We start from the raw sequence: 15,572 nt of genomic DNA, 5'->3' as shown, positions 1-15,572 counted from the left end.
TCAGCCCGCTCAACGAGCGGGTGGACCCGGATGCGCCTGGCCTTTGATCGAAATGCCGGGGCTGCGTTCCTTGCGCATGGAACCGTCAACGGCCTTCGAGCAGCGCCACCGCCTGATCGAGCAGCGCCAGAGGATCGCGCGTCTTGTGTATGTCCACTGAAAGCAGCTGGCGAAAGCGCCGCGCGCCGGGAAAACCCTGGCCTAGTCCGAGCACATGGCGGGTGATGTGATGCATCGCGCCACCTTCGCTCAGGTGCTGCTCGATGTAAGGCCGCATGTTGCGCAATGCCTGTGCCCGGCTGATTACCGGCGCTTCGCTACCGAACAGCTCCTGATCGACGCGGGCCAGCAGATAGGGGTTGTGGTAGGCCTCGCGACCCAGCATGACGCCATCGAAGGTTTGCAGGTGCGCGCGACACTCGTCCAGCGTCTTGATACCGCCGTTGAGGATGATCTCGAGGTCCGGGAAGTCCTGTTTCAGCTGTGCGGCGATGTCGTAACGCAATGGCGGCACTTCGCGGTTCTGCTTCGGTGACAGACCTTCGAGGATGGCGATGCGTGCGTGCACGGTGAAACTGCGGCATCCAGCGTCGCGTACCTGACCGACGAAATCGCACAGCTCGGCATAGCTGTCGCGCCCATTGATACCGATGCGATGCTTGACTGTGACCTCAATATCCACTGCATCGCGCATGGCCTTGACACAATCGGCCACCAGTGACGGATGCCCCATCAGGCAGGCGCCGATCATGTTGTTTTGCACCCGATCACTGGGGCAGCCGACGTTGAGGTTCACCTCGTCATAACCCGCGGCTTCGGCGAGCTTCGCGCACTCGGCCAGCTCCGCCGGCACACTGCCGCCGAGCTGCAGTGCCAGTGGGCGCTCAGTCTCGTCATACCGCAGAAACCGCTGCGCATCGCCATGCAGCAGCGCGCCGGTGGTGACCATCTCGGTGTAGAGCAACGCGTGTTGCGAAAGCTGGCGCAGGAAGTACCTACAGTGCCTATCAGTCCAGTCCATCATGGGTGCGACGGAGAACTTTCTACTTGCAACAGACTGATTCGAACGGGGACTTTGCACTATCGGGCCGGATAACTTGTCGAGTCGGTGCAGGCGCACGCGAGCGGTGAACGGGGGCGGGATTATACAGGACGGCGCGCATGGGCCAGTGATCGCTAGTAAGCAGGCATTCAGTCCGGATCAACGGTGACTCCGTTTTGTCGGCGCCCGTTTGCGGGCCACTCAAAAACCGTGCGGTCACCGAACGACGGGGGTGTCGTTCGTTGGTCGAATCTCCTATGCTCGAACGAAGCGATAGTCTTGACGCAGATCAAGCCTGAGCATGCATGGGGCGTGACGGGAATCGCCGCCGGCATCCTTGACGATGGTCCGGCCGACTATAAGAACAATGCGAGTGCCTGGTGATGGAACGACTGCTGAACGAAAAAAGCAGGATCTTCGAGCATGCTGATCCGCATGCCGTTTCGGACTACGTCAATCAGCACGTGGGGGCGCACTGCATCCAGCTGCCGCGCACCGGTAGCCCGCAAGCCAGTCTTAGTCATTGCAAGTTCGGCAAGCTTGACCTGTGCCAGATCAGTTATGGCGGCAGCGTTCATGTCACCTCACCGGCGCTGGAAACCATCTATCACCTGCAGCTGCTACAGCGCGGTCATTGCCTTTGGCGCGGCCGGGGCCAGGAGCACTATTTCACCCCCGGAGAGCTGCTGCTGATCAATCCGGACGACCCGGTCGATCTGACCTATTCGGAAGACTGCGAGAAACTCATCGTCAAACTGCCGGCCTCCTTTCTGGAGAAGGCCTGTAGCGAAAACCAGTGGCAGGCCCCGGCCGAGGGGATCCGCTTCGGAAGCAACCGGTACGCACTCAGCGAACTCGACGGATTTGGCAGCCTGCTTGGGTTGATCTGCCAAGAGGCGGGGTCCGAGCAGAGCATTCCGCAGATTCAGGAACAGTACAGCCGCATAATCGCCAGCAAGCTGCTCTGCAGTTTGGCCAGCAACATCCGCCGCGATCCGTTTGGCGACAGTTGCCCGTCCTTCGGGCGGATTGCCGACTATATAGATGAGCATCTTAAGCGGGACATATCTGTCGAGCAGTTGGCCGATCTGGCCAACATGAGCCTGCGCTCGCTCTATCTGCTGTTCGAGCGCAAGGTCGGCACCACGCCGAAGTCGTACATCCGTCAGCGCAAGCTGGAGCAGATCCATGGCCGGCTGAGTGATCCTTCGGCCAAGGTGCGCAATATCACCGAGATCGCCATGGACTATGGCTTCATGCATCTGGGGCGTTTCTCGGAAAGCTACAAGAGCACCTTCGGCGAGCTGCCCTCGGATACGTTGCGCCGCCATCACTGAGTCCCCTTGAGTCGCTGCCGGTCCGACGGAAGCGGCTCTTTTTTCCTTTCTTGCCACTGCGCATTCGCTGCTCGTCACCCTCGCGTGACGCGCGGGCGGCGTCCTGCGCGCCTGCGTCAATCTGTCCGCTTGCGCTTTGCAGAAAACGGATAGAGGTCCTGCAGAAAACGGATATTGATGCCGCCTCCCGCGCCGTAGCCTTCATCACGTGGAAACAATAACAATGGAGGCCCCGGCCATGTCCCTGGGATTCGACTACCTTGATTCGCTGCTAGAAGAAGATAAAGAGAAGGGCGTCTTTCGCTGCAAGCGCGAGATGTTCACCGACCTGCGGTTGTTCGATCTGGAGATGAAGCACATCTTCGAGGGCAACTGGCTGTACCTCGCCCATGAGAGCCAGATTCCCGAGAAGAACGACTACTACACCACCCAGATGGGTCGTCAGCCGATCTTCATCGCCCGCAACAAGGATGGCGAACTTAACGCCTTCATCAACGCCTGCAGCCATCGCGGCGCCATGCTGTGCCGCTTCAAAAGCGGCAACAAGGCGACCTATACCTGCCCATTTCATGGCTGGACCTTCAACAACTCCGGCAAGCTGCTGAAGGTCAAGGACCCCAAGGAAGCCGGCTACCCGGACAGCTTCAACTGCGACGGCTCCCACGACCTGAAGAAGGTTGCGCGCTTCGAGTCCTACCGCGGCTTCCTGTTCGGCAGCTTGCGTGACGACGTCGCGCCACTGGAGGACTTCCTCGGCGAGTCGAAGAAGATCATCGACATGGTGGTCGACCAGTCGCCCGATGGCATCGAAGTCCTGCGCGGCTCGTCCACCTATGTCTACGAAGGCAACTGGAAGCTGCAGGCCGAAAACGGTGCGGACGGCTACCACGTCACCGCCGTGCACTGGAACTACGCCGCTACTCAACAGCAACGTAAGTTGAAGGAAGCGGGCGACGACATCCGCGCGATGAGCGCCGGTGGCTGGGGCAAGAAGGGCGGTGGTTTCTACTCGTTCGAGAACGGTCACCTGCTTCTCTGGACCCGCTGGGACAACCCGGAAGACCGCCCGCTGTACGCCCGTCGCGAGGAGATGATCGCCGAGTTCGGCCAGGCCCGCACCGACTGGATGATCGAGAATTCGCGCAACCTGTGCCTCTACCCGAACCTGTATCTGATGGACCAGTTCGGCTCGCAGCTGCGCATCGCCAAGCCGATCTCCGTCGACAAGACCGAAGTCACCATCTACTGCATCGCACCCAAGGGCGAGAGCGCCGAAGCCCGCGCCCGCCGCATCCGCCAGTACGAAGACTTCTTCAACGTCAGCGGTATGGCCACGCCGGATGACCTCGAAGAGTTCCGCGCCTGCCAGCAGGGCTTTGCCGGTAGGGCGATGGAATGGAACGACATGTCCCGCGGGGCCAAGCACTGGATCGACGGCGCGGACGAGGGCGCGCAGGAGATCGATCTGCATCCGCTGATGAGCGGCGTGCGCACCGAGGATGAAGGCTTGTTCGTACTGCAACACCACTATTGGCAGCAGCAGATGATCAAGGCGGTGCAGCAAGAGCAGGACCAGCTGATCCACGTGGAGGGCGCGTGATGACGCTTTCCTACGACACCGCGCGTGACTTCCTCTACCGCGAAGCGCGCTACCTGGATGACAAGGACTGGGACGCCTGGCTCGAACTGTACGCGCCAGACGCCACCTTCTGGATGCCCGCCTGGGATGACCGCGACCAGCTGACCCAGGACCCGATGAGCGAAATTTCATTGATCTGGTACGGCAACCGCAGTGGCCTGGAAGACCGTGTGTTCCGCATCCGCACCGAGCGCTCCAGCGCAACCATTCCGGACACCCGGACGAGCCACAACATCAGCAACCTCGAGTTGCTCGAGCAGGCCGACGGCGTCTGCAAGCTGCGCTTCAACTGGCACACGATGAGCTTTCGCTACAAGACGGTCGACCACTTCTACGGCACGAGCTTCTACACCCTCGACACGCGCGGCGGGAACCCGCTGATCAAGGCCAAGAAGGTTGTGCTGAAGAACGACTACATCCGCCAGATGATCGACGTGTACCACATCTGAGGGCGCCGCCATGACTCACAAGATCGCATTGAACTTCGAAGACGGCGTCACCCGTTTCATCGACGCCAACTTAGGCGAAACCGTCGCTGATGCCGCCTACCGCCAAGGCATCAACGTCCCGCTGGATTGCCGGGACGGTGCCTGCGGAGCCTGCAAGTGCTTCGCCGAAAGCGGTCGCTACGACCTCGGCGAGGAATATATCGAGGACGCGCTGAGCGAAGCCGAAGCCGAGCAGGGCTACGTACTGACCTGCCAGATGCGCGCCGAAAGCGACTGCGTGATTCGCGTGCCGGCCGCCTCGGACATCTGCAAGACCCAGCAGGCCAACTACCAGGCCGCCATCAGTAATGTGCGCCAGCTGTCCGAGAGCACCATTGCACTGTCGATCAAGGGCGAGTCACTGAATCAGCTGGCGTTCCTGCCCGGGCAGTACGTGAACCTGCAGGTGCCTGGCAGCGACCAGACCCGCGCCTATTCCTTCAGCTCGCTGCAGAAGGATGGCGAAGTCAGCTTCCTGATCCGCAACGTGCCGGGCGGCTTGATGAGCAGCTTTCTGACCAACCTCGCCAAGGCCGGCGACAGCGTCAATCTGGCCGGGCCGCTCGGCGCCTTCTATCTGCGCGAGATTAAGCGGCCGCTGCTGTTGCTGGCCGGCGGCACCGGCCTCGCGCCCTTCACCGCGATGCTGGAGAAGATCGCCGAGCAGGGCAGCGAGCACCCGCTGCACCTGATCTACGGCGTCACTCACGACCACGACCTGGTGGAGATGGACAAGCTCGAGGCCTTCGCCGCGCGCATCCCCAACTTCACCTACAGCGCCTGCGTCGCCAGCCCGGACAGCGCCTATCCGCAGAAGGGCTACGTGACCCAGCACATCGAGCCCAGGCACCTCAACGACGGTGAAGTGGACATCTACCTCTGCGGCCCGCCTCCGATGGTCGAGGCGGTCAGCCAGTTCATTCGTGAGCAGGGGCTGGAGCCGGCGAACTTCTACTACGAGAAGTTCGCCGCCAGCGCCTGAGGGCAGAGCACTGCACGGCCTTGTAGGAGCGGGCTTGCCCGCGAAAAAAGGGTTTGGCACGCCACAGGACGCTTGGCTCACCGCACCGAAAAGCTTCGCGAGCAATGGCTGAGCGCCCCTCTCGCGCCTACAAGGATTGGGTGTGCTGGCTTCGATCAGATGGAGGTTGGGTAGATGAACACACGTTTCGAAAACAAAGTCGCCGTTATCACCGGCGCCGCCCAGGGCATCGGGCGGCGTGTGGCCGAACGCATGGGCGAAGAGGGTGGCCGGCTGATTCTGGTCGATCGCTCCGAACTGGTCCACGAGCTGGCGGATGAACTGGGCGCCAAGGGCGTCGAGGTGCTCACCCTGACTGCCGATCTCGAGCAGTTCGCCGACTGCCATCGCGTCATGGAAGCCGCGAAAGCGCACATCGGCCGCCTCGACATCCTTATTAACAACGTCGGCGGCACCATCTGGGCCAAGCCGTTCGAGCACTATCAGGAACACGAGATCGAGGCCGAAGTGCGCCGTTCGCTCTTCCCCACGCTGTGGTGCTGCCACGCCGCGCTGCCACACATGCTGGAGCAGGGCGCCGGCGCCATCGTCAACGTGTCCTCTATTGCCACGCGCAGCGTGAATCGCGTGCCCTACGGCGCGGCCAAGGGTGGCGTCAACGCACTGACCGCCTGCCTGGCGTTCGAGAACGCCCAGCGCGGCATCCGCATCAATGCCACCGCACCAGGGGGCACCGAAGCGCCACCGCGGCGCATCCCGCGCAACGCCGCGGAGCAGAGCGAACAGGAAAAGATCTGGTACCAGCAGATCGTCGATCAGACCGTCGATTCAACCTTGATGAAGCGCTACGGAAGCATTGACGAACAGGCCGGGGCGATCCTCTTCCTGGCCTCGGATGACGCCTCCTACATCACCGGAATGACCCTGCCCGTAGGGGGTGGCGACCTGGGTTGAACCGACCCGCCGCCAAATGCGGCCAGCACGCAATTAACGACTAACAAAAACAATAGAGAGTCTTGCCATGCGAAAAGTAGATGTTCACGAGATCATCGATAACGCCCGCTTCAGCAGGTTTCACTGGCTGGTCGTGTGCCTGTGTGCGCTGCTGCTGATCTTCGACGGCTACGACCTGTTCATTTACGGCGTGGTCCTGCCGGTGATCATGAAGTAGTGGGGGTTGAGCCCGCTGGAGGCCGGTGCGCTGGGCAGCTACGCGCTGTTCGGCATGATGTTCGGTGCTCTGGTGTTCGGCACCCTGGCCGACCGCATCGGCCGCAAGAAAGGCATCGCCATCTGCTTCGTGCTGTTCAGCGGCGCCACGGTGCTCAACGGCTTCGCCAGTACACCGACCGAGTTCGGCATCTTCCGCTTTCTCGCCGGTCTCGGCTGCGGCGGCTTGATGCCCAACGTGGTGGCGCTGATGAACGAGTACGCGCCCAAGAAACTGCGCAGCACACTGGTGGCCCTGATGTTCAGCGGCTATTCGCTGGGTGGCATGTTGTCGGCTGGCCTGGGAATCTTCGTGCTGCCGCGCTTCGGCTGGGAAACGATGTTCTTCGCCGCTGCCGTGCCGTTGCTGCTGTTGCCGGTGATTCTCTGGTACCTGCCGGAATCCGTCGGCTTCCTGGTTCGTCAGGGCAAGGCTGATCAGGCGCGGGCCTTGCTCAACAAGGTCGACCCGAGCCGCCAGCTGAGCGCCACCGATGAGCTGGTGATGACCGACGTGAAGGGCAAGAGCGCCTCGGTGATGGAGCTGTTCCGCGACGGCCGTGGCGTGCGCACCTTCTCGCTGTGGCTGGCGTTCTTCTGCTGCCTGCTGATGGTTTACGCGCTGGGCTCCTGGCTGCCGAAGCTGATGGCGAACGCCGGTTATAGCCTGGGCTCCAGCCTGTCCTTCCTGCTCGCGCTGAACTTCGGCGGGATGGCTGGCGCGATTCTCGGTGGCTGGCTGGGCGATCGCTACAACCTGTCCAAGGTGGTGGTGGTGTTCTTCGCGGTGTCGGTGGTCTCGATCAGCCTGTTGGGCTTCAAGACGCCGATGCCGGTGCTCTACACCCTGATCTTCATCGCCGGTGCCACCGTGATCGGCACGCAGATCCTGCTTTACGCAACCGCCGCGCAGTTCTACGGCCTGTCGATCCGCTCGACCGGTCTTGGCTGGGCTTCGGGTATTGGCCGCAACGGCGCCATCGTCGGCCCGCTGCTGGGCGGTGCGCTGTTGGGCATCAACCTGCCATTGCAACTGAACTTCATGGCGTTCGCGGTACCGGGCGTCATCGCCGCCGTGGCCATGGCCATCTTCTCAGTCTCCAGCAACCGCAGCACGGCCACCGCCACGGTGGTGCTGTCGGCGGCGAAGGCTTGAACCCGACATTCGCAACGTGGAAAACGATATGAGCCCCATTCTGATCGAACGCATCCAGGCAATCATCGTCGACCTGCCGACCATCCGCCCGCACAAGCTGGCGATGCACACCATGCAACAGCAGACGCTGGTGATCATCCGCGTGCGGTGCAGCGACGGTATCGAAGGCATCGGCGAGTCCACCACCATCGGCGGTCTGGCCTATGGCAACGAAAGCCCGGAGAGCATCAAGCAGAACATCGACAGCCATCTCGGCGCGCTGCTGGTGGGTCAGGATGCGGCCAATATCAACGCCGCCATGCTGCGGCTGGACAAGGCCGCCAAGGGCAACACCTTCGCCAAGTCGGGCCTGGAAAGCGCCTTGCTCGATGCCCAGGGCAAGCGCCTCGGCCTACCAGTCAGCGAGCTGCTCGGCGGCCGCGTGCGCGACAGCCTGGAAGTGGCCTGGACACTGGCCAGCGGCGACACCGCCAAGGACATCGAAGAAGCCGAGCGCATGCTCGACATCCGTCGCCATCGCATCTTCAAGCTGAAGATCGGCGCCGGTGAAGTGAACGCCGACCTCAAGCACGTCATCGCCATCAAGCAGGCTCTCGGCGAGCGCGCCAGCGTGCGCGTCGACGTGAACCAGGCCTGGGACGAATCGGTGGCGATGCGCGCCTGCCGCATCCTCGGCGATAACGGTATCGACCTGATCGAACAGCCGATCTCGCGGATCAACCGCGGCGGGCAGATCAGGCTGAACCAGCGCAGCCCGGCACCGATCATGGCCGACGAATCCATCGAGAGCGTCGAGGATGCGTTCAGCCTGGCTGCTGACGGCGCGGCCAGCATCTTCGCCCTGAAGATCGCCAAGAACGGCGGCCCGCGCGCCGTGCTGCGTACCGCGCAGATCGCCGAAGCGGCAGGTGTCGCGCTGTATGGCGGCACCATGCTCGAAGGCGCCATCGGCACCCTGGCCTCGGCACACGCCTTCGTCACCCTCAACAAGTTGACCTGGGGCACCGAGCTGTTCGGCCCGCTGCTACTCACCGAAGAAATCGTCACCGAGGCGCCGGTCTATCGGGATTTCCAGCTGGAAGTTCCGCGTACGCCGGGCCTGGGCCTGACCCTGGATGAAGAGCGCCTGGCGTTCTTTGCTCGCAAGTAACCGGAGGCTGAACAGATGCTGTTCCACGTAAAGATGATCGTAAAACTGCCCGTCGACATGGACCCGGCAAAGGCCGCCACGCTCAAGGCCGACGAGAAGGAACTGGCCCAGGGCCTGATGCGCGAGGGCAAGTGGCGCCACCTGTGGCGCATCGCCGGCCAGTACGCCAACTACAGCGTGTTCGACGTTGCCAGCGTGCAGGAACTGCACGACACCCTGATGCAGCTGCCGCTGTTCCCCTACATGGAGATCGAGGTCAATCCGCTGTGCCGGCACCCGTCCTCGATTCGTGAAGACGACACCTGATCGACTCTTCAAGGGCTGGCGTGCGCCGGCCAACTAACCAGCGTCACCACAACTACAAGACGAGGCCTGAGCCATGACTGTGAAAATTTCCCACTCCCCCGAAATCCAGCAATTCTTCAAAGAAGCCAGCGGCTTCAATAATGATGAAGGCAGTAGCCGCATGAAGACCGTGATCAACCGCATCCTGATCGACACCGCAAAAATCGTCGAAGACCTGGAAATCACTCAGGACGAATTCTGGAAGGCGGTGGACTATCTGAATCGCCTGGGCGGTCGTCACGAGGCGGGGCTCTTGGTTGCTGGTCTCGGTCTGGAGCATTTTCTCGATCTGCTGGAGGATGCCAAGGATGAACAGCATGGCTTGACTGGCGGCACGCCGCGCACCATCGAAGGCCCGCTGTATGTGGCCGGCGCGCCGATCGCTCAGGGCGTGACACGCATGGACGACGGCAGCGAGGACGATGTTGCCACGACGATGTTCCTGCAGGGTCGCGTCACCGGCCCGGACGGCAAGCCAATTGCCGGTGCGGTAGTCGACCTGTGGCACGCCAACACCAAGGGCAACTACTCCTATTTCGACAAGAGTCAGTCCGACTACAACCTGCGTCGCCGCATCGTCACCGACGAGAACGGCTGTTACCGCGCGCGCAGCATTGTGCCTTCCGGCTACGGCTGCTCGCCCGACGGCCCGACCCAAGAGGTGCTCGACACCCTCGGTCGCCACGGTCAGCGTCCGGCGCACATCCACTTCTTCATCTCCGCGTCGGGTCATCGCCATCTGACTACCCAGATCAACCTGGCCGGCGACAAGTACCTGTGGGACGACTTCGCTTACGCAACTCGCGACGGGCTGGTCGGTGACATTCGTTTCATTAATGACGCCGAAGCCGCACGCAGCCGCGGCGTGCAAGGCCGCTTCGCCGAGGTCGACTTCGACTTCCAGCTGCAGAAAGCGCCCGCGCCGAAGGCCGAACAGCGCAGCTCGCGTCCGCGGGCTTTGCAGGAGGCGTAAGGCAAACATGTCGGCGCCGGCCACGGACGGCTCTGCCGCGCCACCAGTTAATGCGGTGCGGCGTGTCCCGCTGCGTTGTCGAGCCATTGGAACGATACACCTACAACAAGAGCCGTCCGGACACTGTCACGGATAGCCAGGCCTGACTTGCGAGGCTTCATGAAGACGCTACTCAGAGACTGCTCACTTTCTGCGGTGGTCGCGGGATTCATCGCGACGGTAATCTCCTACGCCGGCCCCCTGGTGATCGTCTTCCAGGCAGCCAAGGCGGGTGGGTTGCCTCAAGACGTACTGTCTTCCTGGGTCTGGACGATCTCCATCGGCAGCGGTGTGCTCGGCATTCTGCTCAGCCTTCGCTACAAGGTGCCGATCATCATTGCCTGGTCCGCGCCGGGCTCTGCGTTGCTGGTCACCATGTTGCCGGACATAACGCTGAATGAAGCTATCGGCGCTTATATCGTAACCAGCGTGGTGCTGCTGTTGGTGGGCCTTTCCGGTGCATTCGACCGCATCATCAACCGCCTGCCTGCCGCGATCGCCGCAGGCATGCTCGCGGGGATCCTGTTCCGCTTCGGGACTGGCCTGTTCATCTCCATAAAGGAACAGCCCTGGCTGGTGCTGGCGATGTTCGCCACCTATCTGGCGTTCAAGCGTGCCTCGCCTCGCTATGCGGTGCTCGCGGTACTGGTTGTCGGCGTAACGATCACCGTCGCCTCGGGCGAACTGCAAAGCGAGGCCCTGGTGCTTGGCCTGGCGACGCCGATGTGGATCGCCCCGGAGTTCAGTTGGCAGGTGATCCTTAATATCGCCTTTCCGCTGGTGATGGTGGCGTTGACCGGGCAGTTCGTTCCGGGGATGGCTGTCCTGCGCAACGACGGCTACAGCACACCGGCCAGCCCGTTGATCAGCAGCAGCGCATTGGGGTCGTTGTTGCTGGCGCCTTTCGGTTGCCACGGGCTTAACCTCGCTGCAATCACGGCGGCGATCTGCACCGGCAGGGAGGCCCATGAAAACCCGGCAAAGCGCTACGTTGCGGGCGTATCGGGCGGTGTTTTCTATCTCCTGCTGGGGGTATTCGGTGCAACGCTGGTCTCCATCTTCACCGCGTTTCCCCCTGCACTGATAGCCGCGTTGGCCGGTCTGGCACTACTGGCAGCAATTGGCGGGGCGCTGAGTGCCGCGATGGCAATGCCCGCAGACCGTGAAGCGGCCTTGATCACCTTTCTGGTGACGGCATCCGGAATGTCGTTCCTGGGTCTGTCCGCCGCGTTCTGGGGACTGATCTTCGGTATCGCCGCCCACCTGTTACTGCGATTGCGCCCCGCTGTGGCAACAGGGGCGAGGGAGCAACAGCCGGCCCGCTGATTTCACTGTCGCCGATACCAAACCCAAGCAACCAAAGCTGTCGTCACCTCTGACTTCGAGTCGGAGGGTCGGCCGCGTGCACCTGCAAACAACAACAAGAGAAATCTAGCATGCAGAACACAATGATCCCCAAACTGTCCCTGGCTGTTGCCGCAGCTTCCGTCCTGCCCTCAGTGCACGCTGCCGATGGCGGCTTCATCGATGGGGCCAGCGCCACGTTGCAAGCGCGTAATTACTACTTCAGCCGGGACTTCTCCGACATCGTGGGCGCCAATCAGCAGTCGAAAGCGGAGGAGTGGGGGCAGGGCTTCATTCTGAACTTCAAGTCCGGTTATACCCAGGGCACGGTTCGCTTGGGCGTTGATGCAATCGGACAACTCGGGCTTAAGCTGGACAGTAGCCGCGATAGGGTGGGGACCGGGCTTCTGCCGGTCGGCGATGACGGTCGCGCGGCTGACGACTACAGTCGGTTCGGTGCTGCGCTCAAGGTGAGAGTGTCGGACACCGAGCTGAAGATTGGTGAATTGCAACCAAATCTCCCTTTGCTGACGTTCAGCGATATTCGCCTGCTACCGCCGACTTATCAGGGCGCCAGTATCATTTCCAACGAGGTCGCCGGCCTGACATTGCACGGAGGGCATCTGCGTTCGACCAGCCTGCGCAACGAGGCGGGCGATGGTCGGATGCGAGCAATGTTAGGGCGTACACCGCAGGCCGGGTTCAGCGATGCGTTCAACTATGTGGGCGGTGACTATGCGTTCAACGCCGAACGTACCTCGCTGAGCGCGTGGTATGCACAGCTTGAAGATATATATAAGCAGCGCTTTATCGGCTTGAAGCACAGTGAGCCACTGGGTAGCTGGACGCTTGGTGCCAACCTTGGCGTTTATGACTCCAACGAGGACGGAAGCAAGCTCGCGGGAGCCATCGACAACCAGGCATTCTATTCGCTGCTCTCAGCCAAACGAGGCGGCCATACATTCTATGTTGGCTATCAGGCAATGTTTGGCGATCACGCATTTCCCAGGGTATTCGCCAACGTAACGCCGCTCGGCAACGAGGTCCCGACCTACGAGTTCGCCGAGAAGGATGAGCGATCCTGGCAGGTACGATACGACTACGATTTCGCCGCGTTAGGCGTTCCGGGCCTGGTTGCGACGGTGCGCTATATCACGAGCGATAACGTCGATACAGATAGGGGCTTCGAGGGTACTGCTCATGAGCGCGACCTGGATGTCGGCTATACCGTTCAGAGCGGCCTGTTGAAAAATGTTGGCATTCGTATCCGCAATGTGGCGGCACGCTCTAACTACCGCAGTGACATTGATGAAAACCGTGTGATCCTCAGTTATACATTGGCGTTGTTCTGAACGTGAGTTCACCGCCAGCGGCCGCATCGTAGGGCTACGCAAACTATTCCGTCGTAAGTCGAAATAAACGGTTGACGTTGAATTTCAGGCCCCTATAATGCGCACCACTTCCGGCGCAGTTCTCAAGCAAAACCTCTTGTAAATCAAAAGGTTAGCGAAATAAAAGGGTTGCACGGATGGCGGATTCGAGTAGAATGCGCCGGGCTGGCAGGGTGGCGGTTGAGTCCTGTTGGTGGCTTCGGTCAGGTTGATCGGAAGCGGTTGAAAGATGTGGTTGACAGCGGTTTTGAACGCTGTATGATTCGCCTCCCGCTGACGAGAGATGCGAATTGATCGGAAGCGCAAGCGGTTGAGAGGAAACGAAAAATTCTTCAAAAACAGCTTGACAGGTAACAAGGCTGCTGTAGAATGCGCGGCCTCGGTTGAGACGAAAGACTTGATCGAAACGCTCTTTAACAACTGAATCAAGCAATTCGTGTGGGTGCTTGTGAATGTAAGACTGATGGTCAGATAGATTATCAGCATCACAAAGCAACACTCGTTTATTCGAGAGTTACTCTTTACTTGTAAAGAGATTTGCGATTGCTGAGCCAAGTTTAGGGTTTTCTCAAAACCCAAGCAGTATTGAACTGAAGAGTTTGATCATGGCTCAGATTGAACGCTGGCGGCAGGCCTAACACATGCAAGTCGAGCGGATGAAGGGAGCTTGCTCTCTGATTCAGCGGCGGACGGGTGAGTAATGCCTAGGAATCTGCCTATTAGTGGGGGACAACGTTTCGAAAGGAACGCTAATACCGCATACGTCCTACGGGAGAAAGCAGGGGACCTTCGGGCCTTGCGCTAATAGATGAGCCTAGGTCGGATTAGCTAGTTGGTGAGGTAAAGGCTCACCAAGGCAACGATCCGTAACTGGTCTGAGAGGATGATCAGTCACACTGGAACTGAGACACGGTCCAGACTCCTACGGGAGGCAGCAGTGGGGAATATTGGACAATGGGCGAAAGCCTGATCCAGCCATGCCGCGTGTGTGAAGAAGGTCTTCGGATTGTAAAGCACTTTAAGTTGGGAGGAAGGGCAGTAAGTTAATACCTTGCTGTTTTGACGTTACCGACAGAATAAGCACCGGCTAACTTCGTGCCAGCAGCCGCGGTAATACGAAGGGTGCAAGCGTTAATCGGAATTACTGGGCGTAAAGCGCGCGTAGGTGGTTCGTTAAGTTGGATGTGAAAGCCCCGGGCTCAACCTGGGAACTGCATCCAAAACTGGCGAGCTAGAGTATGGCAGAGGGTGGTGGAATTTCCTGTGTAGCGGTGAAATGCGTAGATATAGGAAGGAACACCAGTGGCGAAGGCGACCACCTGGGCTAATACTGACACTGAGGTGCGAAAGCGTGGGGAGCAAACAGGATTAGATACCCTGGTAGTCCACGCCGTAAACGATGTCGACTAGCCGTTGGGATCCTTGAGATCTTAGTGGCGCAGCTAACGCATTAAGTCGACCGCCTGGGGAGTACGGCCGCAAGGTTAAAACTCAAATGAATTGACGGGGGCCCGCACAAGCGGTGGAGCATGTGGTTTAATTCGAAGCAACGCGAAGAACCTTACCAGGCCTTGACATGCAGAGAACTTTCCAGAGATGGATTGGTGCCTTCGGGAACTCTGACACAGGTGCTGCATGGCTGTCGTCAGCTCGTGTCGTGAGATGTTGGGTTAAGTCCCGTAACGAGCGCAACCCTTGTCCTTAGTTACCAGCACGTTATGGTGGGCACTCTAAGGAGACTGCCGGTGACAAACCGGAGGAAGGTGGGGATGACGTCAAGTCATCATGGCCCTTACGGCCTGGGCTACACACGTGCTACAATGGTCGGTACAAAGGGTTGCCAAGCCGCGAGGTGGAGCTAATCCCATAAAACCGATCGTAGTCCGGATCGCAGTCTGCAACTCGACTGCGTGAAGTCGGAATCGCTAGTAATCGTGAATCAGAATGTCACGGTGAATACGTTCCCGGGCCTTGTACACACCGCCCGTCACACCATGGGAGTGGGTTGCTCCAGAAGTAGCTAGTCTAACCTTCGGGGGGACGGTTACCACGGAGTGATTCATGACTGGGGTGAAGTCGTAACAAGGTAGCCGTAGGGGAACCTGCGGCTGGATCACCTCCTTAATCGAAGACTTCAGCTTCTTCATAAGCTCCCACACGAATTGCTTGATTCACTAGCGAAAAGCGATTGGGTTTCGACCCGAGAGAGACGATTGGGTCTGTAGCTCAGTTGGTTAGAGCGCACCCCTGATAAGGGTGAGGTCGGCAGTTCGAATCTGCCCAGACCCACCAATTGTCATGGGATGTGGCCGATCTGTAGATGGGGCCATAGCTCAGCTGGGAGAGCGCCTGCTTTGCACGCAGGAGGTCAGGAGTTCGATCCTCCTTGGCTCCACCATTAACTCGATAATCGCTGAAAGCTCAGAAATGAGTGCTGCTTGGGCATCCTGCCGGATGTTTGAGGGTATTGATTTCTG

General features: G+C 60.1%; 12 protein-coding genes, 2 tRNA genes, 1 rRNA gene and 1 pseudogene. 14 read left to right on the top strand and 2 right to left on the bottom strand.

All coding sequences use genetic code 11. From position 1 onward, the window contains the following. Positions 1 to 85: 85 nt before the first annotated feature. Positions 86 to 1,081, bottom strand: a complete 996-nt coding sequence (gene dusA, locus UIB01_RS13380; RefSeq protein WP_256380611.1) for a tRNA dihydrouridine(20/20a) synthase DusA — start codon at positions 1,079 to 1,081, stop codon at positions 86 to 88. Positions 1,082 to 1,425: 344 nt separating this feature from the next. On the opposite strand from dusA, the gene UIB01_RS13375 reads away from it, so the two are divergent. From UIB01_RS13375 to UIB01_RS13325, 11 genes and pseudogenes are all read left to right on the top strand, one after another. Next, positions 1,426 to 2,379 (top strand): AraC family transcriptional regulator, encoded by a 954-nt coding sequence (locus UIB01_RS13375; RefSeq protein WP_038661320.1) that lies wholly within the window; start codon positions 1,426 to 1,428, stop codon positions 2,377 to 2,379. Positions 2,380 to 2,617: 238 nt separating this feature from the next. Next, positions 2,618 to 3,979, top strand: coding sequence for a benzoate 1,2-dioxygenase large subunit (gene benA, locus UIB01_RS13370; RefSeq protein ID WP_038665758.1), 1,362 nt, complete (start codon positions 2,618 to 2,620; stop codon positions 3,977 to 3,979). Next, complete coding sequence (benB, locus tag UIB01_RS13365) at positions 3,979 to 4,467, top strand: benzoate 1,2-dioxygenase small subunit (RefSeq protein ID WP_038661318.1); 489 nt, start codon at positions 3,979 to 3,981, stop codon at positions 4,465 to 4,467. The genes benA and benB overlap by 1 nt, the downstream gene beginning before the upstream one ends. Positions 4,468 to 4,477: 10 nt before the next feature. Further along, entirely contained in the window at positions 4,478 to 5,488 is a 1,011-nt protein-coding gene (gene benC / locus UIB01_RS13360) for a benzoate 1,2-dioxygenase electron transfer component BenC (RefSeq protein WP_038661316.1), read from the top strand. A 174-nt stretch (positions 5,489 to 5,662) separates the two neighbouring features. Next, positions 5,663 to 6,442 (top strand): 1,6-dihydroxycyclohexa-2,4-diene-1-carboxylate dehydrogenase, encoded by a 780-nt coding sequence (locus UIB01_RS13355; RefSeq protein WP_038661310.1) that lies wholly within the window; start codon positions 5,663 to 5,665, stop codon positions 6,440 to 6,442. A 67-nt stretch (positions 6,443 to 6,509) separates the two neighbouring features. Then, positions 6,510 to 7,853, top strand: a pseudogene (locus UIB01_RS13350) (MFS transporter). Positions 7,854 to 7,881: 28 nt separating this feature from the next. After that, positions 7,882 to 9,003: a muconate cycloisomerase family protein gene (locus UIB01_RS13345; RefSeq protein ID WP_038661308.1), complete on the top strand. Its 1,122-nt coding sequence runs from the start codon at positions 7,882 to 7,884 to the stop codon at positions 9,001 to 9,003. 15 nt (positions 9,004 to 9,018) lie between these two features. Continuing rightward, the gene (gene catC, locus UIB01_RS13340; protein WP_038661305.1) at positions 9,019 to 9,309 is read left to right on the top strand and encodes a muconolactone Delta-isomerase; all 291 of its coding nucleotides are present in this window, start codon (positions 9,019 to 9,021) and stop codon (positions 9,307 to 9,309) included. Positions 9,310 to 9,382: 73 nt separating this feature from the next. Beyond that, entirely contained in the window at positions 9,383 to 10,321 is a 939-nt protein-coding gene (gene catA / locus UIB01_RS13335; RefSeq protein WP_038661304.1) for a catechol 1,2-dioxygenase, read from the top strand. Between the two features lie 159 nt (positions 10,322 to 10,480). Beyond that, positions 10,481 to 11,686 (top strand): benzoate/H(+) symporter BenE family transporter, encoded by a 1,206-nt coding sequence (locus UIB01_RS13330; protein ID WP_038661296.1) that lies wholly within the window; start codon positions 10,481 to 10,483, stop codon positions 11,684 to 11,686. Between the two features lie 110 nt (positions 11,687 to 11,796). Then, complete coding sequence (locus UIB01_RS13325) at positions 11,797 to 13,056, top strand: OprD family porin (RefSeq protein ID WP_038661294.1); 1,260 nt, start codon at positions 11,797 to 11,799, stop codon at positions 13,054 to 13,056. Between the two features lie 84 nt (positions 13,057 to 13,140). Here the strand turns inward: UIB01_RS13325 and UIB01_RS13320 are convergent, their stop codons facing one another. After that, the gene (locus UIB01_RS13320) at positions 13,141 to 13,581 is read right to left on the bottom strand and encodes a hypothetical protein (RefSeq protein WP_038661293.1); all 441 of its coding nucleotides are present in this window, start codon (positions 13,579 to 13,581) and stop codon (positions 13,141 to 13,143) included. A gap of 101 nt (positions 13,582 to 13,682) precedes the next feature. Between UIB01_RS13320 and UIB01_RS13315 the strand changes: the two genes are divergently transcribed. The 3 genes from UIB01_RS13315 (at position 13,683) to UIB01_RS13305 (ending at position 15,493) form a co-directional block, all read left to right on the top strand. Then, positions 13,683 to 15,219 (top strand): 16S ribosomal RNA (locus tag UIB01_RS13315). A gap of 91 nt (positions 15,220 to 15,310) precedes the next feature. Next, a tRNA-Ile gene (locus UIB01_RS13310) sits at positions 15,311 to 15,387 on the top strand. A 30-nt stretch (positions 15,388 to 15,417) separates the two neighbouring features. Continuing rightward, a tRNA-Ala gene (locus tag UIB01_RS13305) sits at positions 15,418 to 15,493 on the top strand. Positions 15,494 to 15,572 lie beyond the last annotated feature (79 nt).

Source organism: Stutzerimonas decontaminans, from assembly GCF_000661915.1.
Taxonomy (GTDB): Bacteria; Pseudomonadota; Gammaproteobacteria; order Pseudomonadales; family Pseudomonadaceae; genus Stutzerimonas; species Stutzerimonas decontaminans.
This window is presented reverse-complemented; position numbering and strand designations above follow the sequence as displayed.

Bases quoted from the DNA above. Each gene is read 5' to 3' on its own strand.
- UIB01_RS13375 (WP_038661320.1), top strand. From the start codon at position 1,426: ATGGAACGACTGCTGAACGAAAAAAGCAGGATCTTCGAGCATGCTGAT.
- benA (WP_038665758.1), top strand. From the start codon at position 2,618: ATGTCCCTGGGATTCGACTACCTTGATTCGCTGCTAGAAGAAGATAAA.
- benB (WP_038661318.1), top strand. From the start codon at position 3,979: ATGACGCTTTCCTACGACACCGCGCGTGACTTCCTCTACCGCGAAGCG.
- benC (WP_038661316.1), top strand. From the start codon at position 4,478: ATGACTCACAAGATCGCATTGAACTTCGAAGACGGCGTCACCCGTTTC.
- UIB01_RS13355 (WP_038661310.1), top strand. From the start codon at position 5,663: ATGAACACACGTTTCGAAAACAAAGTCGCCGTTATCACCGGCGCCGCC.
- UIB01_RS13345 (WP_038661308.1), top strand. From the start codon at position 7,882: ATGAGCCCCATTCTGATCGAACGCATCCAGGCAATCATCGTCGACCTG.
- catC (WP_038661305.1), top strand. From the start codon at position 9,019: ATGCTGTTCCACGTAAAGATGATCGTAAAACTGCCCGTCGACATGGAC.
- catA (WP_038661304.1), top strand. From the start codon at position 9,383: ATGACTGTGAAAATTTCCCACTCCCCCGAAATCCAGCAATTCTTCAAA.
- UIB01_RS13330 (WP_038661296.1), top strand. From the start codon at position 10,481: ATGAAGACGCTACTCAGAGACTGCTCACTTTCTGCGGTGGTCGCGGGA.
- UIB01_RS13325 (WP_038661294.1), top strand. From the start codon at position 11,797: ATGCAGAACACAATGATCCCCAAACTGTCCCTGGCTGTTGCCGCAGCT.
- UIB01_RS13320 (WP_038661293.1), bottom strand. From the start codon at position 13,581: ATGCTGATAATCTATCTGACCATCAGTCTTACATTCACAAGCACCCAC.